18 protein-coding genes are annotated in these 21,125 nt (G+C 39.1%); 17 read left to right on the top strand and 1 reads right to left on the bottom strand.

Features of this window, described 5'->3' with window-relative positions; translation table 11 throughout:
- Positions 1-17: 17 nt before the first annotated feature.
- The 11 genes from AC4G3O_RS04480 (at position 18) to AC4G3O_RS04430 (ending at position 12,009) form a co-directional block, all read left to right on the top strand.
- Positions 18-1,301, top strand: a complete 1,284-nt coding sequence (locus AC4G3O_RS04480) for a dihydrolipoamide acetyltransferase family protein (protein WP_491135886.1) — start codon at positions 18-20, stop codon at positions 1,299-1,301.
- A 233-nt stretch (positions 1,302-1,534) separates the two neighbouring features.
- Positions 1,535-1,990: an SAM-dependent methyltransferase gene (locus tag AC4G3O_RS04475; protein ID WP_491135885.1), complete on the top strand. Its 456-nt coding sequence runs from the start codon at positions 1,535-1,537 to the stop codon at positions 1,988-1,990.
- A gap of 142 nt (positions 1,991-2,132) precedes the next feature.
- Positions 2,133-3,962, top strand: a complete 1,830-nt coding sequence (locus AC4G3O_RS04470) for a methylmalonyl-CoA mutase family protein (RefSeq protein WP_066104890.1) — start codon at positions 2,133-2,135, stop codon at positions 3,960-3,962.
- A complete protein-coding gene (gene scpA, locus AC4G3O_RS04465; RefSeq protein ID WP_490551169.1) occupies positions 3,959-6,139 on the top strand; it encodes a methylmalonyl-CoA mutase in 2,181 nt (726 codons plus the stop codon). Before AC4G3O_RS04470 ends, scpA begins: the two co-directional genes overlap by 4 nt.
- On the top strand, positions 6,126-7,169 hold the full coding sequence (gene meaB, locus AC4G3O_RS04460) for a methylmalonyl Co-A mutase-associated GTPase MeaB (RefSeq protein WP_066104884.1): 1,044 nt from the start codon (positions 6,126-6,128) through the stop codon (positions 7,167-7,169). Before scpA ends, meaB begins: the two co-directional genes overlap by 14 nt.
- 191 nt (positions 7,170-7,360) lie before the next feature.
- Positions 7,361-7,798: a BrxA/BrxB family bacilliredoxin gene (locus tag AC4G3O_RS04455; RefSeq protein ID WP_066104881.1), complete on the top strand. Its 438-nt coding sequence runs from the start codon at positions 7,361-7,363 to the stop codon at positions 7,796-7,798.
- A gap of 342 nt (positions 7,799-8,140) precedes the next feature.
- Positions 8,141-8,926, top strand: a complete 786-nt coding sequence (locus AC4G3O_RS04450; protein ID WP_066104877.1) for a transporter substrate-binding domain-containing protein — start codon at positions 8,141-8,143, stop codon at positions 8,924-8,926.
- 66 nt (positions 8,927-8,992) lie between these two features.
- On the top strand, positions 8,993-9,646 hold the full coding sequence (locus AC4G3O_RS04445; RefSeq protein ID WP_066104872.1) for an amino acid ABC transporter permease: 654 nt from the start codon (positions 8,993-8,995) through the stop codon (positions 9,644-9,646).
- Positions 9,646-10,368: an amino acid ABC transporter ATP-binding protein gene (locus AC4G3O_RS04440; RefSeq protein WP_066104869.1), complete on the top strand. Its 723-nt coding sequence runs from the start codon at positions 9,646-9,648 to the stop codon at positions 10,366-10,368. Before AC4G3O_RS04445 ends, AC4G3O_RS04440 begins: the two co-directional genes overlap by 1 nt.
- 84 nt (positions 10,369-10,452) lie before the next feature.
- Positions 10,453-11,424 carry an aromatic acid exporter family protein gene (locus AC4G3O_RS04435; RefSeq protein WP_066104868.1) on the top strand — a complete coding sequence of 324 codons (972 nt, stop codon included), beginning with the start codon at positions 10,453-10,455 and terminating at the stop codon, positions 11,422-11,424.
- 51 nt (positions 11,425-11,475) lie between these two features.
- The gene (locus tag AC4G3O_RS04430) at positions 11,476-12,009 is read left to right on the top strand and encodes a L,D-transpeptidase (RefSeq protein WP_066105640.1); all 534 of its coding nucleotides are present in this window, start codon (positions 11,476-11,478) and stop codon (positions 12,007-12,009) included.
- 24 nt (positions 12,010-12,033) lie between these two features.
- Here AC4G3O_RS04430 and prli42 read toward each other — a convergent pair whose 3' ends face one another.
- Positions 12,034-12,129 (bottom strand): stressosome-associated protein Prli42, encoded by a 96-nt coding sequence (prli42, locus tag AC4G3O_RS04425; protein WP_139063836.1) that lies wholly within the window; start codon positions 12,127-12,129, stop codon positions 12,034-12,036.
- Between the two features lie 157 nt (positions 12,130-12,286).
- Between prli42 and mce the strand changes: the two genes are divergently transcribed.
- From mce to abc-f, 6 genes are all read left to right on the top strand, one after another.
- Positions 12,287-12,700: a methylmalonyl-CoA epimerase gene (gene mce, locus AC4G3O_RS04420; RefSeq protein ID WP_066104864.1), complete on the top strand. Its 414-nt coding sequence runs from the start codon at positions 12,287-12,289 to the stop codon at positions 12,698-12,700.
- A 10-nt stretch (positions 12,701-12,710) separates the two neighbouring features.
- Positions 12,711-14,252 (top strand): acyl-CoA carboxylase subunit beta, encoded by a 1,542-nt coding sequence (locus AC4G3O_RS04415; protein ID WP_373925498.1) that lies wholly within the window; start codon positions 12,711-12,713, stop codon positions 14,250-14,252.
- A gap of 272 nt (positions 14,253-14,524) precedes the next feature.
- A complete protein-coding gene (locus AC4G3O_RS04410) occupies positions 14,525-15,652 on the top strand; it encodes a M20/M25/M40 family metallo-hydrolase (protein ID WP_066104855.1) in 1,128 nt (375 codons plus the stop codon).
- A 106-nt stretch (positions 15,653-15,758) separates the two neighbouring features.
- Positions 15,759-17,030 (top strand): DNA polymerase IV, encoded by a 1,272-nt coding sequence (locus AC4G3O_RS04405; RefSeq protein ID WP_066104852.1) that lies wholly within the window; start codon positions 15,759-15,761, stop codon positions 17,028-17,030.
- 87 nt (positions 17,031-17,117) lie between these two features.
- Positions 17,118-18,533, top strand: coding sequence for an NADP-dependent phosphogluconate dehydrogenase (gnd, locus tag AC4G3O_RS04400; protein WP_066104849.1), 1,416 nt, complete (start codon positions 17,118-17,120; stop codon positions 18,531-18,533).
- 429 nt (positions 18,534-18,962) lie between these two features.
- Positions 18,963-20,690, top strand: a complete 1,728-nt coding sequence (abc-f, locus tag AC4G3O_RS04395) for a ribosomal protection-like ABC-F family protein (RefSeq protein ID WP_491135884.1) — start codon at positions 18,963-18,965, stop codon at positions 20,688-20,690.
- The last annotated feature ends 435 nt before the right edge of the window (positions 20,691-21,125 follow it).

Raw genomic sequence — 21,125 nt, 5'->3', positions numbered from 1 at the left:
AAGGAGATAAATAGCGAATGCCAATAGAACAGATGAAAATGCCGCAGCTTGGGGAGAGTGTAACAGAAGGGACGATCTCGAGCTGGCTTGTAAAGACCGGTGACCGAGTGAATAAATATGACCCGATAGCTGAAGTAATGACGGATAAAGTGAATGCCGAAGTTCCATCTTCCTTTACTGGAGTAATTAAAGATTTGATTGCAGCAGAGGGAGAGACACTTCCTGTCGGGGAAGTCATGTGCAGTATCCAACTAGCAGGAGAGCCTGATAGTTCTGAAGAGGCACCAAAGGAAGAAAAGAATCATTCTGAGGAAAAAAGTGAATCGCTAATTCAGACCGACCAATCTAATAAGGCACGTTATTCTCCGGCCGTATTAAAATTATCCCAGGAACATGGGATTAACCTCGAAAACGTGGCTGGAAGCGGAGCCGGCGGTCGAATTACTCGTAAAGACATTTTGAAAGCTGTGGAGAGCGGCACTGCTGCTAAGGCCCAAGTTAACATTGAAAATGCTGAACCGAAAGCGGATACTCAGATGTATGAGCCTAATTTGGGTGTAAAGCAAAAATCATCAGGCAGTGATATGAAGATAGAAAGTGGAGATCGAGAAATACCTGTAACTGGTATAAGGAAAGCTATTGCACAAAATATGGTGCGTTCTAAACATGAGATTCCGCATGCATGGACAATGGTGGAAGCGGATGTAACCAATCTCGTTCAATACCGTGATTCACTTAAGAAGGAATTTAGGCAAAAGGAAGGCTATAATCTAACTTATTTTGCCTTTTTTGTTAAAGCGGTTGCTCAAGCATTAAAAGAGTTTCCAGAAATGAATTCAATGTGGGCTGGAGATAAAATTGTCAGGAAAAAAGATATTAACATCTCGATTGCTGTGTCGACGGATGAAGCGTTGTATGTTCCGGTTATTAAATTTGCAGATGAAAAAACAATTAAAGGGATTGCACGTGAAATTAATGAATTGGCTGAAAAGGTCCGTTCCGGTAAATTAAAGTCCGAGGATATGCAGGGCGGTACCTTTACGGTAAATAATACTGGTTCATTTGGATCCATCCAATCGATGGGAATTATAAACCATCCACAGGCAGCTATCTTGCAAGTGGAGTCAATTGTCAAGAAACCAGTTGTCATGCACGGCAATATGATTGCTATCCGGGATCGGGTCAATTTATGTCTATCACTAGATCACCGTATTCTTGATGGATTGGTATGCGGAAGGTTTTTGGCTCGAGTGAAAGATATCCTGGAACATATCACAAGCGAAAATACACCGCTATATTAATAGAAAACATGAGGGCACACAGTATGTGTGTCTTCTTTTATCTACTTGAATCATTTCCCAAGAAATAATTTACTGGATTAAATGAAAACAATGAAGTTCCTCTGAAGAATGGACATTGTATACACCTGTGAATTCATCGACGTTTTTCTTTTCATTTTATTTTAAAGGAATTTTTCTCGGAGTTGAAGAAATGATAGAGTGACTGCCGTCTGATTAAGGGGATGGATGTAGCTATGCACTATTTGATAGAACCAATAGCATTTGTGAAGAATAGCAGGAGAGAAATAGTGGATGATGATTGGGGTGCTATTGTATCGTCCATTGAACTGGCTGAGAATATAAGTCAATCGTCTTTAAAAGGTATACACGAATTCTCTCATTTAGAAATTATTTTTTATTTTGACAAAGTAGATGATAGAAATATTCAGTATGAAGCAAGACATCCCAGAAATAAAGAATTTCCCGAGGTAGGCATCTTTGCACAAAGAGGGAAGAATCGGCCGAATAAGCTTGGGGTTACAATCGTTGAATTGGTGGGAGTTGAACAGAGAGTATTAACTGTTAAAGGGCTAGATGCTCTGGATGGTACCCCTATCATAGATATTAAGCCTGTAATGAAAGAATTTTTGCCAAAAGAAAGAGTTCTTCAACCCACCTGGTCAAATACTTTAATGGAGAAGTATTGGTGAATTGATTGAATAATGATTTAAGAAGATTTGGACTATTTTTCCTTTTATTGGAGAAAAAGGTCGTTTGCATGATAAGATTAATTAACATACTATTTCGTTAATTGGCGAGGGGAGGGAGCTTTCTTTTAGTAGAAAGCAAGCTATGAAGATAAAGGATGCGAAGAATGATAGGTTTCAACAGACAACAGTGGAGGAGTGGGAAAAAGCAGTTCTAAAATCTTTAAAGGGAAAAGAACTGGACACATTACACACTCAAACGTTTGAAAAAATCATTTTGAAACCGCTTTACAATTTGGATTCAGAAAAAGATGAAGTACCCGTACCCGGTAAACCTCCTTATACAAGAGGAATCTATGAAAATGGCTATCAGCATCACCCGCTAAAAATTTGCCAAGTGGCAACAGGAAGCAATATTAAGGGAACTATACTCGAGGCATTGGAGAATGGGCAAAATACGATTTCCTTTGATGTAAACAAAATGGGCAGTGAAGAACTTATCAAACTATTGAATGATTTGCCGATTGAGGACTATCCTTTATTTCTACAGGCTGGTTCTGGTAACCGGCAGGAAATCATTATGGAAAAGTTAGCTGAGGTTAACGGGCTATCTGATCAACAAGGAGCAGTGGTACGAGATTTAATTACTGAATGGGCTGAAAGAGGGTCTATACCTACTAAAGAAAACAATGCCTTATCTGATTGGTTTCACTATATAAAGAACTGGAATCTATCTTCCCCAACAATAAAAACAATTCTGGTCAATAGTAGGCCTTATCATGAAGCAGGTGCAGATGCCGTCAAAGAGATTGCGTATTCATTATCACTTGGTGCACATTATGTATTTGAAGGCATGCAGGCAGGGTTATCAGCACAAGAAACGGCAGAAAAAATAATTTTTTCATTCTCGATTGATTCCTCCTTTTTCATGCAAATTGCCAAACTTCGAGCTGCGCGAAAGCTTTGGTTTGCGGTTGGTAAATCATATGGTCAGGAAAACAACTTTAAAATGGACATCCATGCACAGACCTCATTAAGAAATAAAACGGGGTTTGATCATTATGTAAATCTCCTCCGTTCAACAAATGAAGCATTGGCAGCAGTAATTGGGAACTGTCAGTATCTCACGGTCATCCCATTCGATCAATTGCAAAGAGAAAAGAGTTCTCTTGGAAAACGCCTGGCAAGAAACATTCCACATATTCTTAGGGAAGAGAGCATGTTAATGAAAACAGCTGATCCAGGCGGGGGTTCTTACTATTTGGAGGCTTTAACAGATGAACTGTGTCAACAGGCATGGGATCAGTTTATTAAACTGGAGAAAAAAGGCGGTATTCTTTCAGAGTTAAAGAAGGGGCAAATACAAGGAGAGTTAACGGAGCTAGCTAAAAACAGATTATCAGCGGTAGCTATTAGGAAGGAAAAGATGGTGGGTACAAATGTGTATGCAAATCCAAAGGAAGAACGACCGGATCTGGCACAGAATTTAATAGAAACGCAAAGCATTCAAAAGAGTGAAAAAGAAATATTCCCGCTTAAACCAATCCGTTTAGCATCAGAATTTGAAGCTATTAGATCGATGAATTTGACCTGGGGCAATGAGATGGAGCAACGGCAAAGAATCATAGTGATTGGACTGGGCAGCGTCTCTCAATCTAAGCCATATATTGATCTTTCAAAAGAAGTATTGGCGGCAGGGGGTCTGAGTTATACAGAGCGAACCGGAATAGTAAATCAAGAAATGCTGGAAGAGATAATAAGAGGTTGCCAGGGAAGCTATTTCCTGATATGCGGTGATGAGAATCACCTGAATACGCCATTATCCAATTTAAAAGTAGACAGCAATATGCATATTTATGCAGTGGGGAATTTTGATTTGGCTATCAAGGAATTTAATTGGAAGAAAATTGACCGACATACAAATATGATTGACCTATTAACCATATTGTCATCAAGGCAGGGGGTAAAGGCATGAAAAAACCGGATTTTTCACAAATAGATTGGCAGTCTGTCCATGAGGATTTCGTTTCAGATTCAGCAGATATACGTTCGGATATTCCTGACTTTGAAACAAATGAGCAAATACCGTTAAAGCCTCTATATAATCGGGATGATTTAGAACTGGTGGAGCATGTACCGTCCTTCCCGGGGATTGCTCCCTTTACGCGGGGGCCATATGCAGCGATGTATGTAAACCGCCCATGGACAGTTCGCCAATATGCAGGCTTTTCTACTGCTGAAGAATCGAATGCTTTTTACAGACGGAATTTGGAGATGGGACAAAAAGGGTTATCGGTTGCATTTGATTTAGCGACTCATCGAGGCTATGATTCTGATCATCCGCGTGTGGTTGGGGATGTTGGGAAAGCGGGAGTTGCGATTGATTCGATAGAAGACATGAAAATACTATTTTCCGGTATACCACTAGAGAAAATGTCTGTGTCGATGACAATGAATGGTGCCGTATTGCCGATAATGGCATTTTATATTGCTACAGCAAAAGAACAGGGCGTAGATTCATCACGGCTTACCGGTACGATACAGAATGATATTTTAAAAGAATATATGGTACGTAATACATATATTTACCCACCAGCTATGTCTATGAAAATTATTGCCGATATCTTTGAGTATACCTCCGCTCATATGCCGAAATTTAATAGTATATCAATCTCTGGCTATCATATGCAGGAGGCAGGAGCACCTGCGGATTTGGAGCTTGCCTATACACTGGCTGATGGAATTGAGTATGTGAGAACAGGATTGAAAGCGGGCATAGCTATTGATACATTTGCCCCACGTTTATCGTTTTTTTGGGGTATCGGTATGAACTATTTTATGGAAGTTGCTAAGCTAAGAGCGGCTCGCTTTTTATGGTCAAAACTTATGAAGCAATTTGATCCGAAAAATGAAAAATCGCTGGCACTTAGAACACATTCGCAAACATCCGGTTGGAGCCTTGCTGAACAAGATCCCTTCAATAATATCGCCAGAACTTTAATAGAGGCACACGCAGCGGCACTTGGGCATACTCAATCCTTACATACAAATGCTTTTGATGAAGCGATTGCGCTGCCGACAGAGTTTTCAGCTAGTATCGCCAGGAATACGCAGTTATTCCTGCAGGAGGAAACCGGAATTACAAATGTTATTGATCCATGGGGTGGTTCCTATTATGTCGAGTCCTTAACGAATCGTTTAATTGAGAAAGCATGGGCACATTTGGAGGAAATTGAACAGCTTGGAGGGATGGCCAAGGCAATTGAATCCGGTATTCCAAAGATGAGGATTGAGGAAGCTGCTGCACGCCGGCAAGCCAAAATTGATTCCGGTGAAGAAATCATGATTGGAATCAATCAATACCGGACAGAAGAAAAAGAAGAATTTGATATCCTTGAAATTGATAATTCAAAGGTCCGCGAACAGCAGATTAAACGACTCGAAACGATTAAGGGTACGCGTAATCAGGAACAAGTTACAAAAACACTGAATGCATTGACCAAAGCTGCACAGTCTGGAGAAGGCAATTTGTTGGAATTGGCTGTTGAGGCAGCCATTGCGAGAGCAACTCTTGGTGAAATCTCGGATGCGATAGAAGCGGTATCGGGTCGCCACCGCGCTGTTATCCGAACAATCAGCGGAGTCTATGGTTCCCATTATCGGGAGTTAGATAAAATCAATGAAGTTAGAGAATTAACAGAGGAATTTTTGCTTAATGAGGGTCGCCGTCCTCGAATATTAATTGCTAAAATGGGTCAGGACGGTCATGACCGTGGGGCCAAAATTGTTGCATCAGCTTATGCAGATCTTGGATTTGATGTCGATATGGGTCCTTTATTTCAAACACCGGAGGAATCTGCTAAACAGGCAGTTGAAAATGATGTGCATGTCATTGGGATGAGTTCTTTAGCCGGAGGGCATAAAACATTGTTGCCTCAATTGGCCAGTGAACTAAAAAAACTTGGCCGGGAGGATATCGTCATTATTGCAGGAGGCGTCATACCGGAGCAGGACTATGATTATTTATACAAGCATGGTGCTTCAGCTATATTTGGTCCTGGAACCGTCATACCGGAAGCGGCTATCAAAATAGTAAATGAAATTTATAAAAGGCTAGGGTATGAGGAAGTGTCCAGTCATGACAGACCATAATCAGCAATACGAAAGAAAAAGATATAAGAGAGTCCATACGAAGCCCGTTGATACAGAGGAAATTGTCCGGAACTTAAAAGCCGGGCAATTACAAGCATTATCAAAAGCCATTACTTTCGTTGAAAGCAAAGGGGACGTTTATCGTCCGCAGGCTGAAGAGATTTTGCAATCTATCCTCCCCTTTACAGGGAATTCAATTCGCATCGGTATTAGTGGGGTTCCAGGGGCAGGAAAGAGTACATTTATTGAGAATATGGGGCTATTTTTATGTGAGCTTGGGTATAAAGTGGCCGTACTTGCCATTGACCCCAGCTCTTCCATCAGCGGAGGCAGTATACTTGGAGATAAGACTAGGATGGAAGAACTTTCGAAACATCCAAATGCCTTTATCCGCCCGACCCCATCAGGAGGTAAATTAGGCGGTGTGCACCGTAAAACAAGAGAAAGCATGATGATTTGTGAGGCTGCCGGATATTCAGTGATCTTAGTAGAAACGGTTGGAGTGGGACAAAGTGAAGCTGAAGTCAGGGATATGGTAGATTTTTTTCTGCTGCTGACTCTTACGGGTGCAGGAGACGAACTGCAAGGAATGAAAAAAGGCATCCTTGAGCTTGTCGATGGAATAGCTGTTAATAAAGCTGATGGGGAAAATGAAAAGCTAGCAATGCGAGCGAAAGAGGAATACCGTCAAATCCTCCGTGATCATATACCGGCTACAAAGGATTGGACTGTCAGGACGTTTGCTTGTTCAGCCTTGCATAAACAGGGTCTGAATGAAATTTGGGAGGCCATTATAGAATTTTCCGTTTTCACAAAGGAAACAGGTGAATTTTCGAATAGGCGAAAACGGCAGGTCACAAAATGGTTTGAGAGTGAAGTAGAACAGCAAATCATTGATCATTTTTATACCGATAAAGCTGTTAAGAAACTATTACCGATTATCGAAGCAAGTGTCAGAGATGGAGAGAAAATAGTTTCAAAAGCAGCTGCTGAATTATTTCATCTGTATTTTTTTTCGAAGGATAAGTAAAATGTAGAGTAGTACATAAAAAAGATGGATAGCCTTATGGCTATCCAAAAGTTTAGGAGTATAGGGGGTCATCTTAATTAAAGGTACTATTCCCATGTGTAAGTAAACTAAACCTGTCATCTGGAATATTTTATAAAAAACGGCTGCTCTGATACTATAAGGGTAGCTCCGATAGAAAGGAAGATGTTTAAGTGAGCATGAATTTTAATTTATTTATGAACGACGTGGTTCGCCAGGCTCGTCAGGAAATACAAAATGCAGGTTACAAAGAATTAACAACTGCAGAAGAAGTAGATGAGACTCTAAGCAAAAAGGGAACAACGCTTGTTATGGTTAACTCTGTTTGTGGATGTGCAGGTGGTATTGCTCGTCCTGCTGCTTATCATGCAGTGAATTATGATAAAAGACCAGACCAATTGGTAACGGTCTTTGCCGGTCAGGATAAAGAAGCTACTGCCAGAGCAAGAGAATACTTTACGGGCTATCCGCCTTCCTCTCCATCATTCGCTCTTTTAAAAGATGGAAAAATCATTAAAATGGTTGAGCGTCATGAGATTGAAGGGCATGAACCTTTAGAAGTAATTGAAAATCTGCAAAAAATGTTTGATGAATATTGTGAAGAAGTCTAATCGATCTTACCTCAGGTGAAAAGAGGAAAATAAGCTCAAAAAAGATAAGAATGAAAATGTCTAAATATAATAAAATTCTGTATATAATTTTATTATAATGTTATGGGAGAAGTATCATTTTTTGATACTTCTTTTTTAGTTTAACGCGTGAAAACTCAAGAAAAATTAATTATATATACATAATAATTAAATATTTTGCAAAACAGATTTTATGTGTTAAAATACATTTTGTTGCATATATATAATATTTATTAAATCTTAAAATATAGTTTGATAGTTTAATTGTGTAAGGAAATGAAAACTATCATCATGAAAAACACATTATAGTGGGGGTAAAGGACAATGAAAAAATGGTTGCTTAGTTTATTGACAGCAGTATTAGCAGTTTCGGTATTAACGGCTTGTGGAAGTTCTGACGAGTCAGGAAATGGTTCTGAAGATGAAAAAGTTTTAAAAATGGCTACATCGGCTGATTATAAACCATTCGAATACATTGATACAGCGAAAAGTGATGAAATTATCGGATTTGATGTAGATTTGGCAAAAGCGATTGCTGGGAAACTTGGTTATAAAGTAGAAGTTGTCGATATGGATTTTGGCGGTTTAGTAACGGCTGTGAAAAATGGACAAGCTGATTTTGTTATGGCTGGGATGACTCCAACTGAGGAGCGTGAAAAGAATGTGGATTTCTCTGATATTTATTACACAGCAAACCATATGATTGTCACTTCAAAAGATAACAAAATCGAATCAGTTAAAGATCTGGAAAATAAAACTGTCGGGGTACAAATGGGTTCTATTCAAGAAGAAAAAGCTCAGGAATTAGCTAAAACAACAAAAATGACAGTTGAAAACCGTGACAAAATTCCTGAATTGGTACAGGAAATAAAATCTGAACGTTTTGATGCGGCTATTATTGAAGATTTAGTGGCACAAGGGTATCTTGATAAGAATGAAGATTTAACAGGATTCCTTCTTGAAGGAGATGCAGAAGAAGTTGGATCTGCCATTGCTTTCAAAAAAGGCAGTGAATTGCGCGATCAATTTAATGAAGAGTTGAAAAAGATGAAAGAAAATGGTGAACTTGAAGAGTTAGTTCTAAAATGGTTTGGCGGAGACGCTGAATAATAATTTCAGAAAGGGAGAACCCCTTTCTGAAATTTTCTTTTTATTAACAGTGATAGGAGAAAGTACATGAATCTTGATTTTACAGATATTATCCCTTCCATGCCCTATATAATGGAAGGTGTATATACGACATTGCAAATAGCAGCATTGGCTGCATTGTTTGGTTTCTTTCTTGGAACCATTATAGCCTTATGCAAAATCACTACAATTAAGCCGCTCATTTGGTTATCAGATTTTTATACATCTATATTTAGGGGTACTCCATTAGTTCTTCAATTAATGATTATTTATTTTGCTTCACCGCAATTATTTGGTTTTCAGATTGAAGGGTATTGGGCAGCAGTTTTAGCATTTTCTTTAAACTCGGCTGCATATATTTCCGAAATTATCCGTGGGGGGGTTCTTGCGGTAGATAAGGGTCAAAGGGAAGCGGCCATGGCACTTGGTGTTCCATACAGCAGCATGATGGCCAATATCATCCTTCCGCAGGCATATAAAAATATTTTACCTGCCTTAATGAATGAATTCATCACGCTTACAAAGGAATCTGCGATCGTTACAACTATTGGCGTAATGGATATCATGAGACGCGCATACCAAGTTGGGGGACAAACCTTCCAATATTTAGAGCCGCTTCTGTTTGCAGGTTTAATCTATTACGTACTGGTTATGATTTTAACGCTAATCGGAAAAATGCTTGAAAAGAGGTTGCAGCACTGATGATTAAAGTAAAAGAGCTATATAAAAGCTATGGAAAGCTGGAAGTTCTAAAGGGGATTTCCACAGAGATAAAAGAAGGAGAAGTGATTGCTGTAATTGGACCATCCGGTTCCGGTAAATCAACATTTCTTCGTTGTATGAACCTAATGGAAAAACCAACTGGCGGACAGATTTGGATAAAGGGTGAGGAGATTACTGCACCGAAAACAGATGTGTTAGCGATGCGTCAGAATGTAGGAATGGTATTCCAGCACTTTTATCTGTTCCCTCATAAGACGGTTTTGGAAAACATCATGTACGCACCAATGAAAGTCCGCAAAGTCAAGAAAGAGCAAGCCAAAAAGGAAGCAATGGAACTATTGGCAAAAGTAGGAATGGAAGATAAAGCGAATGTGTATCCTGAACGCCTCTCCGGCGGTCAAAAACAAAGGGTAGCCATAGCGCGAGCGTTAGCCATGAAACCTGAAATTATGCTGTTTGATGAACCTACTTCAGCGCTTGATCCTGAGATGGTGAAAGAAGTACTCGAAGTTATGAAATCACTGGCAACTTCAGGGATGACAATGGCGATTGTGACGCATGAAATGGGATTTGCCAAGGAAGTAGCCGATCGTGTTTTATTTTTAGATGGAGGAGTGATTGTGGAGGATGCCCCTCCGGCAGAGTTTTTCTCGAATCCTAAATCTGAACGTGCTAAAGACTTCTTGCAAAAGGTACTCTAAAAAGTTTATGCTATTAGTAAAAAGATGGTCTGATTTCAGAGCGTCTTTTTTGCATTAAATTGCATGAGAGGGACTACATAAACTATGTTTAAAATCGGATATCGAACCGTTAAAACGGCTATAGGGACTCCAATTGCTATATACATAGCCCAAATAATTGGGCTTCAGAGTTTTGCCTCTGCTGGAATCATTACTATATTGTGTATTCAAAGAACAAAAAAGCGATCGTTCAGGGCTGCCGGTGAGCGTTTCTTTGCCTGTTCATTGGCCATGGTTTATTCCTTTGCATTTTTTGAACTTCTCGGATATACACCTCCTGTCATTGGATTAATGCTGTTGTTTTTTATTCCGACAACTGTTGCATTAAATATTTCTGGCGGTATTGTGACAAGCAGTGTAATTATTTTGCACTTATACGCTTCTAATTCGATTACATTGTCAAGCTTACTTAATGAATTTTTACTAGTTGTCATTGGGATTACAGTTGCCTTTCTGGTTAACTTTTATATGCCGAACATGGAGCGGGAGCTAAAAAAATACCGAATGGATATTGAAAAGCTCTATAGTATTATTTTTAAGGAATTAAGTAATTATTTGGTGACAGGGAACAGTGCCTGGAGCGGTAAAGAGATTATAGATGCAGAAAATTTAATTCGAAAAGCGGTTTACTATGCAGCTTTGGAGGAAGAAAATCATAAAATAGTCGATGATGCCTCGTACTATCACTATTTTAAACTCCGTGAAAAACAGTTGAGTATCTTAAAGAGAATACTGCCTTTAGCTGCTAAGATGGATTTGTCGGGTGATGAGGTCAGTCATGAACTTGGTGAATACATTGGATTTTTAAGTGATAATGTTCATCATCATAATACCGCTAATGAATACATCGAGATGCTTGAGAAGTTAGTGAAGGAAGTAAAAAAGAAAGAAATTCCAACATCCTTCGATGATTTTGAGAAACGGGCCGCACTTTTCCAGCTGATCAAAGAATTGAAAGACTATCTAATAATCAAAAGTACAGTGAAACCACTGCCAAATTCTAAAGAAAAGAAATGAATGAAAACACAGTTCAGAGCCCATCCTAAACAAAAAGGATGGGTGTTTTTTATGAAATGGATGTCACTCTGGTTATTACTGCAAGTAATGTCTCCAATATGGCCTTTAGGACCCAACCCAATTCCCGGGGATCCGTTTATCGTGATTAATAAACAAACCAATCAGCTAGTATTTTATGTTGATAATCAGGAAAGATATCAATTTTCGATTGCTACTGGAAAGAATGATGAAGATACACCAGAGGGTCTGTTTACGATTATTACAAAATTCGAGGATCCTGAATACTCCAGAAAGTCGATTCCCGGTAATGATGAAAGAAACCCACTCGGCTCTAGATGGATGGGGTTTGATGCACGTAAAACGAATGGTAGAAATTACGGGATTCATGGAACGAATCAGGAGGATTCGATTGGAAAAAAGGTGTCTGCTGGATGTATCCGGATGAAAAATCAAGAAGTCCAGGTACTGTTTGAATTAGTTCCGCTTGGTACAAAGGTGTACATCTATGATAATTCAGAGCCTGCTTCTTTTTATGCGAGACTATTTCATGCCATAAACGAAAAAACCTCATCTGACTCTCCGTGAAGAGAAAAAGATGAGGTTTATTTTTTATAGGAAAGCTGACAAACCGGATAATAAGGTCACCGCGACCATCGTAAAAATCATAATATAAACGATTATCTTCTGTGTACGCTTTTTAGACATAGAGCTACACTCCTTTTACATTCTTCTATTTGATACTACTATGTTTAGCAAAACTCCTCAAGTCTAAAAAAAATTCATTCACTATTTGAGCAAAATATCTTTATAGAATTTTAAGAATGCTCTATTATTTAAGATAGGAAAATAAAGGGGGATTTGTATGCAAAAGGGAATTGATCATATCGGCATTGCTGTTCGTTCCATTTCGAAAGCGCTTCCTTTATATGAGGGGATTTTTGGTATGGTAAATGAAGGGGAAGAAATAGTCGAGAGCCAGGGAGTTAGGGTAGCTTTTTTATCCACTGGTAATACACGAATAGAGTTATTGGAGCCCTTGAATGAATCAAGTGCTGTTGCAAAATTTATTGCAAAAAGAGGGGAAGGCATACACCATATTGCGCTTGAAGTGAGTGATATTAAAGAAAGAATTAAAGAAATAAAGGATAATGGCATTCAATTGATTGATGAAGAACCCAGACCCGGAGCACATCATACACAAGTAGCTTTTATACATCCTAAGTCGGTACAGGGAGTTTTAGTAGAGGTTCTAGAGAAACCGGAACGGGAGGAATAAAATAGTGGATATGTATGAAAGAATAACCGAACTGTATGATAGAAAAAATGATATCGAGCTTGGTGGCGGATGGGATAAGATTGAAAAACAACACGAAAAAGGAAAATTGACAGCTAGAGAGAGAATCGATATTTTGATGGATGATAATAGCTTTGTTGAACTGAATGCTTTTGTTGAACATCGCAACAGAGACTTTGGTTTGGATCAAATAAAAGGGCCTGGCGATGGGGTTGTAACCGGCTATGGCAAAATTGATGGAAGGCCAGTTTATATTTTTTCTCAGGATTTTACCGTATTTGGCGGAGCATTGGGTGAGATGCATGCCAAGAAAATATCATCCATTATGGATTTGGCTGCTAAAAACGGAGCTCCAATAATAGGATTAAATGATTCCGGCGGAGCGAGAATTCAGGAGGGTGTCACCTCGCTGGATGGATATGGCCAGGTTTTTTACCGCAATGTTATCTACTCGGGCGTTGTACCGCAAATATCAGTTATCATGGGTCCATGTGCAGGTGGTGCCGTATATTCTCCAGCCATTACGGATTTCGTTTTTATGGTGGATCAAACAAGCCAAATGTTCATCACCGGTCCAAAAGTGATAGAAACCGTGACTGGGGAAAAAATTAGTTCAGAAGATTTAGGCGGAGCGAAAGTGCATAATTCTATTAGTGGAAATGCACATTTTGAAGGAAAAACTGAGGAAGAAACATTACGTTTGGTAAGGAAATTGCTTTCCTATCTGCCTTTAAATAATGAAGAAAAACCACCAGTAAGTGAATGGACTGAGCAAAATGATTATTGCCCTGATATTGCTGAATTGGTACCTTATGACGGTATCCGTCCTTATGATGTTAGGAAGGTTGTAAAAGCAGTAGTCGATCAGGATTCCTTCTTTGAAATCCAAGAGAGTTTTGCTCGAAACCTAGTGATTGGTTTAGCGAAAATTAAAGGTGAGACAGTCGGTTTGGTATGTAATCAACCGAAATATATGGCGGGAGGACTCGATATCAATTCTTCTGATAAGGCGGCAAGATTTATCCGTTTCTGTGATTCATTTAATATCCCGATTATTACATTTGAGGATGTAACGGGATTCTTTCCGGGAATTAAACAGGAGCATGGAGGAATTATTCGGCATGGTGCGAAAATTTTGTATGCTTATTCGGAAGCAACCGTTCCAAAATTAACGGTGATTTTAAGAAAAGCATATGGGGGAGCATATGTAGCCTTAAACAGTAAATCGATTGGGGCTGATCTTGTCTATGCTTGGCCGAATGCTGAAATCGCTGTGATGGGGCCACAAGGTGCAGCCAATATCATTTTTGCTAAAGAAATTAACAATAGCCCTGATCCTGAAGCCGTACGCCAACAAAAAATTGAAGAATACCGTGTAAAATTTGCTAATCCATATGTAGCGGCAAGTCAAGGGATGGTCGATGATGTTATCGATCCAAGAGAAACCCGAATTAAATTGGCACAGGCTTTAGAGATGCTTCGAACAAAAAAAGAATCAAGGCCGTCAAAAAAACATGGAAATATTCCGCTTTAATTAAATTGAAGAGTCCTATTAAGGGCTCTTTTCTTGTAAACTATTTTTTTTAATAAAGATTAATTTTATCTGATTATTAAACAGCTGACTAAAAGACTTGTAATTTCTAAATGATACTAACCGTACACCTCATTCCCTGAAAAAGGGAATGCCCAAAATTATTATTTGCAAAGGGAAAAACTGTCTGCCATATGTCAAGCGCCTGCTCTTTTCTTATGAGAAAAACATCGGTATACTTATAAAGTAACTTATTCCTGATAGGAGGAAGACAATTGATTAATGAAGAGAGATTATTACAAGAATTCTTAGAATTAGTACAAATTGATTCTGAAACAAAAAATGAAGGACAAATAGCAAAAATCTTAAAAGATAAATTCAGTCTTCTTGGACTAGACGTTTACGAGGACAATGCAAAAGAACTTACTGGCTTTGGAGCAGGCAACTTAATTTGTACGCTGCCTGGCACTAAAGAAGGTGTTGATACGATTTATTTTACATCCCATATGGATACGGTTGTTCCTGGTAACGGTGTCAAACCTTCCATTAAAGATGGTTATGTAGTAACTGATGGTACAACTATTCTTGGGGCAGATGATAAAACTGGTCTTTCCGTTATGCTGGAAGTTATCCGTGTATTAAAAGAAAACAATATTGAGCACGGCACAATCCAGTTCATCATTACAGTTGGTGAAGAATCCGGCTTAGTCGGTGCGAAGGTATTAGATCGTTCTCTTATTAAAGCTACATATGGTTTTGCGTTGGATAGTGATGAAGCTGTTGGCAACATAATTGTTGCAGCACCGACACAAGCTAAAGTTCAGGCTGTTATTAAAGGTAAAACAGCGCATGCAGGCGTTGCGCCGGAAAAAGGTGTTTCTGCGATTACGATTGCGGCTAAAGCCATCGCCAAAATGCCGCTTGGACGAATTGACGAAGAAACTACTGCTAATATTGGCCGCTTTGAGGGCGGTACTCAAACAAACATCGTTTGTGATCACGTAGAAATTCTAGCGGAGGCGCGCTCCCTAATCCCTGAGAAAATGGAAGCTCAGGTTGCGAAAATGAAAGATGCCTTTGAATCAACAGCTGCAGAAATGGGCGGTACTGCTGAAGTAGAGGTAACGGTTATGTATCCTGGTTTTAAATATGATCATGGTGATCATGTGGTGGAAGTTGCTAAAAAAGCAGCCGTTAAAATCGGCCGTGAACCAAAACTTCAGCACAGCGGTGGAGGCAGTGATGCGAATGTCATTGCTGGACACGGCATTCCTACAGTTAATCTTGCGGTAGGATATGAGGATATCCATACTACAAGTGAAAAAATGCCAATTGCTGAGCTTAATAAGCTTGGTGAAATGGTACTTGCGATTATTGAAGAAATAGCAAGTCCATCTAAATAATAGTGTTTGTTCAAGGTGCCACTGGATTATTCCGGTGGCCATTTTACATAAAATTGTTTAGTGCCGGATAAACAGTGAATATAAGGGAATAAGAGGGTTTAAAGAGATGGAACAACGTCAAGTAAAAAAAGGCGGAAGAGTCATTTTACATGTGGATATGAATAGCTTCTACGCCTCAGTTGAAATGGCACATAATCCTGAATTGAAAGGCAAGCCATTGGCGATTGCCGGGAATGCAAAAGAAAGAAGAGGGATTATCGTGACATGCAGCTATGCAGCGCGTAAACACGGGGTGAAAACCACCATGCCTATTTGGCAGGCGCAGAAGCTTTGTCCCGGCCTTATCCTGATGGAACCTAATTTTGACCGGTACCGTGCTGCCTCGCAAGGTATTTTTGATTTGTTGCGGATGTATACACCGCTTGTAGAACCAGTTTCGATAGATGAGGGGTATTTGGATATTACCGATTATTGCGGAGATAGATCACCAGTTGAAATAGCCCAGACGATTCAAAAAAGGATTATGGAAACGATGGATTTGCCTTGCAGTATAGGTATAGCTCCAAATAAGTTTTTAGCGAAAACGGCTTCAGATATGAAAAAACCAATGGGAATTACGATTCTTAGAAAGCGTGAAGTTCAGGCTAAACTTTGGCACCTGCCGGTTGGAGAGATGCATGGAGTGGGCCAGAAAACAGCTGAAAAACTATCATCAATAAAAATTGAAACTATTGGTGATTTGGCCAATGCACATGAGGTTTCGCTTAAAAAGCTGCTTGGAATTAATGGGGTGCGATTAAGAGAAAGAGCCAATGGCATTGACAGACGTGTGGTAGATCCGGAGTCGATATATGATTTTAAAAGTGTCGGGAATTCAACTACATTACCAAGAGATGTAACAAACCAGCATGAATTGTTTGAAGTCCTTCATCGCTTGAGTGAAAAAGTATCTGCTCGGTTAAAGAAGAAGGAACTGCTGACCATAAAAGTTCAAATAACGATTCGTTATAAGGATCGAAAAACAGTAACTCGAGGTAAAACCCTTCAAAATCCTATTTATAAAGCTGAAGATCTATATAGCCATGCACGAGATCTTTTTTCAAAGCATTGGAATGGAAATCCAGTCAGGCTATTGGGGGTAACAGCAAATGAAGTAGTTGAGCAGCAGGAAGCAATTAAGCAATTGGACATTTTTTCTTTTGATCAGGATGAAAAAGAAGTGAAATTGGATACTGCTGTGGAAAAGCTAACCAAAAAGTTTGGGGATAAAATTATCCGTAAAGGGATAGAAATAGATAACAACAAAGTGGATGCTAATACCAGTTTTAGCAAGGACTTCTTAAAACAGCCCAAACCTAGGAATGACAAGGGAAACTAATTCGTAGCACTTGCGAAAATAGTGTAAAATTGCTAAAGTTAATACGATTTAATATAGCGAATAAATCAATGAAAGGAATGTTTACAGATGGAAAAACAACAAATCGGTGTAATCGGTCTTGCCGTTATGGGTAAGAATTTAGCATTTAATATTGAAAGCCGTGGATATTCCGTTTCAGTATATAATCGTTCATCCGAAAAAACAGATGCTATGATGAAAGAGGCAGAAGGCAGAAATGTTCATCCTACCTATTCAATCGAAGAATTTGTAAACTCATTGGAAACGCCGCGTAAAATCTTAATCATGGTTAAAGCGGGTGCAGCAACAGATGCAACTATTGCCCAATTAACTCCTTACCTTGACAAAGGGGATATCCTGATTGATGGCGGTAACACGTTCTTTAAAGATACGCAGCGCCGTAATGAAGAATTAAGCAAGCAAGGCTTCCATTTTATTGGGACTGGTGTATCTGGCGGTGAAGAGGGAGCACTGAAAGGCCCTTCTATTATGCCTGGAGGACAAAAGGAAGCATACGAGCTTGTAGCTCCAATTTTAAAAGCTATTTCCGCTAAAGTTGGCGATGATGCATGTTGTACATATATTGGGCCGGATGGGGCTGGTCATTATGTGAAAATGGTTCACAATGGAATTGAATACGGAGATATGCAATTGATTTCCGAATCCTATGCTTTATTACGCCATATTCTAGGGCTTAATGCTGATGAACTTCATGGTGTATTCTCCGAATGGAATAAAGGTGAACTTGATAGCTATCTAATCGAAATCACAGCTGACATCTTTACGAAAAAAGATGACGAGACCGGTAAGCCGATGGTAGATGTAATCCTTGATAAAGCAGGACAAAAAGGAACTGGAAAGTGGACAAGTCAAAGTGCACTGGATCTTGGTGTTCCACTGCCAATCATTACTGAGTCTGTTTTTGCGCGTTTCTTATCCGCGTTGAAAGAAGAACGTGTGGAAGCCTCTAAAGTTTTAACAGGTCCTGAGGTTAAACCATTTGCCGGAGATAAAGCAGCGTTTATCGAATCAATTCGAAAAGCTTTATATTTGAGCAAAATTTGTTCATATGCTCAAGGCTTTGCACAAATGAAAGCTGCATCAGACGAATACAATTGGGATCTTCAGTATGGTGATATTGCGATGATCTTCCGTGGCGGATGCATCATTCGTGCACAATTCCTTCAAAAGATTAAAGATGCTTATGATCGCAATCCTAACCTTAAGAATCTTCTTTTGGACGATTATTTCAAAGAAATTGCATTAAGCTATCAGGAAGCATTGCGTGAAGTAATTGTTGCAGCTGTTCAGGCTGGTATTCCGGTACCATGCTTTACAGCAGCATTGTCCTACTATGACAGCTACCGTGCAGAAACATTGCCTGCAAATCTATTACAGGCACAACGTGACTACTTTGGAGCTCACACATACGAGCGTGTAGATAAAGAAGGCATTTTCCATACTGAATGGATGGAATCTAAATAATATCAATAAAGCAGCTTAAAGATCCTTGTTCTTTAAGCTGCTTTTTTATGTATAATTATGGGAATGAAATCCATTCTAGGAAATAGATTTTAGCAAACCCTCAGTGACTGAAAAGTCATAATAGTTTTAGAACAGTTTGACATCGTTCAAGAGCTGGCATATACTGTAAATAATAAATAATAAATGGTAAAGGACTGATATTGGGACGATGAGAATCTAATCTTGTTTTCTGCGATGTTTTTTTATAAAAACAGAAGCCTGAAAATTGGATTAGTGTGCCCATAACACGTTCTTTCATTGAATAGAGTATAAATAAAGGATTCAGCTGCCATGGCTGTATTCATATTTGTATACCTCTGTTGATCAACGATGTTCACACCCCAATAGGCTTCTGTTGGGGTTTTTAGTTGTTAATTTTAAGAGGTGAGAATGAATATGCTAAGTCTGAAGGAAATACAAAAAAGCTATGGTGAAAGAACGATTTTAAAGAATATAAATATGATTATAGAATCTGGGGATAGAATTGGGCTGATTGGCTATAACGGGGCAGGTAAAACAACGTTAGCCAATATTATGACAGGAGCAATTCAAGCGGATAAAGGGAATATTAGTTTTGGGAAAGATCATGTCAGTATAGGATATCTGCGGCAGTCAATTGACTATACAGCCAGTATCTTTCAATCCATGTTGGAGACCGGGGCTGAGGCTGGAATGTTTGAGCTGACGAGTCAGCTTGGATTAGAAGGGTCACAGTTGTGGAATCAAGAACGATTGGACCATTTAAGCGGGGGAGAACGTTTAAAGCTTGCACTCGCACATATTTGGTCAACCAAACCTGATTTATTAATTCTGGATGAACCAACAAATCATTTAGACTTTGATGGGATTCTTTGGCTGGTAGAGGAGCTTGCATCCTATCAAGGTGCGGCCATTATCATCTCACATGATCGATACTTCCTGGACCTGGCTGTTAAACGTATATATGAAATTGAGGATGGTATTGCGCATGAGTACACTGGCAATTACAGTGCTTATAAGAAACAAAAAGAAGAAAACAGAAGAATTCATAAACATCAATATGATCAACAACAGAAAGAAATCAAACGGGTAGAAGCGCAAATGAATCAATTGAAGAATTGGTCAGAAAAGGCACACCGTGATTCAACGAAGCATGGCACTGCCTCTGAAAGAAAATTAATGGGCAAAAAAGAATATTACCGAGTTAAGGCCAAGAAGAAGGATATACAGGTTAAATCCAAGCGAAAAAGGCTGGAAGCGGAACTTACAAAAAAAAGAATAGAAAAGCCTGCTGATGAAGTAAAGATTGAATTTGATTTTCAGGCGGCGGACAAGCGCGGTAAACGGATAGTGGAGGCAAAGGATTTAAAAAAGCAATATAGAGATCATACAGTTTTCCAGAGCAGTTATTTTTATATAAAACACGGGGAGTCAATTGGCGTCGTTGGTCCTAATGGCGCGGGGAAAACAACGCTAATTCGGATGATTCTAGATCAAGAGCCAATCAGCGGGGGAGAATTATGGAAAAGTCCGACTCTGAAAATCGGCTATTTAAGTCAGGATGTTGGTGATCTGCCGGTTCATAAGAAACCAATTGAAGCTCTTGAACTTTATGACAGGTATTCGATATTTAGGGCGAAAACGTATTTGGCTAATCTCGGAATTACAGCAAGACAAGTAGACGAACCGATTTCCTCTTTATCGATGGGGCAGCGTACAAAAATCAAGCTAGTTCAAATGCTGATGGAAGGCTATGATTTGTTGATACTGGATGAACCGACTAATCATCTTGATTTGCCGAGCAGAGAACAATTGGAGGAGACTCTCTCTACCTTTGCCGGGACCTTGTTAATTATATCGCATGATCAATATTTAATTGAACGTTTGTGTAACAAGCTGTTGGTTATTGATGAAAAGATTATTAACCGCGTTGAAAGCAACAATCGAAAGCCAGTCAGACAAATAAAAGCAATGAATAAGAATATCGAAGAAGAACTTATGGTCGTAGAGACAAAACTAGCTGCAGTCTTAAGTCAATTGAGTTTATTAACACCCGGCGATTCTAAGTACAGTGCATTGGATGAAGAGTTTAAACAATTAATTGAGCAGAAGACTATGCTGAATAGAACCGGAAATTAGGTATAAATTTTGATTAAAGTTAATCGGACCATATTGCATACTACTTGTAATATGGTCTTTTTTTGGAAAGCCATCATTTTTTTAGTATCGTTTGCGAGACGTGCCTAATCATGAGGCTATAATTTGATATTCATAAAAAATAAAAGAAACTACAAAGAGACGATCATTTGTATCGACCCCAAAAGTTAGTTTTTTACTCTAACTTTTAGGGGTCATTACGACTTGGTCGTCTCTTTTACATTTATCAGCGTACTTATTTATTTGTTTAAGATGCCAATTTTCTGCCGTAATACCAGTATGTCAGCATCCCCAAGATATACGCAATAATATCCCATGCATCACCGGTACTCGTTTTTATAAATAGAGGAGTTATGACCTCCCAACAGATTCCACAAAATAAACCGGCAACCAGGAAGTGATGGATCTTTGTTAGCT

Source organism: Bacillus sp. z14 (2026) (assembly GCF_058313575.1).
This window is presented reverse-complemented; position numbering and strand designations above follow the sequence as displayed.

Coding starts and splice junctions, on each gene's coding strand:
- AC4G3O_RS04480 (WP_491135886.1), top strand. CDS start 18: ATGCCAATAGAACAGATGAAAATGCCGCAGCTTGGGGAGAGTGTAACA.
- AC4G3O_RS04475 (WP_491135885.1), top strand. CDS start 1,535: ATGCACTATTTGATAGAACCAATAGCATTTGTGAAGAATAGCAGGAGA.
- AC4G3O_RS04470 (WP_066104890.1), top strand. CDS start 2,133: ATGAAGATAAAGGATGCGAAGAATGATAGGTTTCAACAGACAACAGTG.
- scpA (WP_490551169.1), top strand. CDS start 3,959: ATGAAAAAACCGGATTTTTCACAAATAGATTGGCAGTCTGTCCATGAG.
- meaB (WP_066104884.1), top strand. CDS start 6,126: ATGACAGACCATAATCAGCAATACGAAAGAAAAAGATATAAGAGAGTC.
- AC4G3O_RS04450 (WP_066104877.1), top strand. CDS start 8,141: ATGAAAAAATGGTTGCTTAGTTTATTGACAGCAGTATTAGCAGTTTCG.
- AC4G3O_RS04445 (WP_066104872.1), top strand. CDS start 8,993: ATGAATCTTGATTTTACAGATATTATCCCTTCCATGCCCTATATAATG.
- AC4G3O_RS04440 (WP_066104869.1), top strand. CDS start 9,646: ATGATTAAAGTAAAAGAGCTATATAAAAGCTATGGAAAGCTGGAAGTT.
- AC4G3O_RS04435 (WP_066104868.1), top strand. CDS start 10,453: ATGTTTAAAATCGGATATCGAACCGTTAAAACGGCTATAGGGACTCCA.
- AC4G3O_RS04430 (WP_066105640.1), top strand. CDS start 11,476: ATGAAATGGATGTCACTCTGGTTATTACTGCAAGTAATGTCTCCAATA.
- prli42 (WP_139063836.1), bottom strand. CDS start 12,129: ATGTCTAAAAAGCGTACACAGAAGATAATCGTTTATATTATGATTTTT.
- mce (WP_066104864.1), top strand. CDS start 12,287: ATGCAAAAGGGAATTGATCATATCGGCATTGCTGTTCGTTCCATTTCG.
- AC4G3O_RS04415 (WP_373925498.1), top strand. CDS start 12,711: ATGTATGAAAGAATAACCGAACTGTATGATAGAAAAAATGATATCGAG.
- AC4G3O_RS04405 (WP_066104852.1), top strand. CDS start 15,759: ATGGAACAACGTCAAGTAAAAAAAGGCGGAAGAGTCATTTTACATGTG.
- gnd (WP_066104849.1), top strand. CDS start 17,118: ATGGAAAAACAACAAATCGGTGTAATCGGTCTTGCCGTTATGGGTAAG.
- abc-f (WP_491135884.1), top strand. CDS start 18,963: ATGAATATGCTAAGTCTGAAGGAAATACAAAAAAGCTATGGTGAAAGA.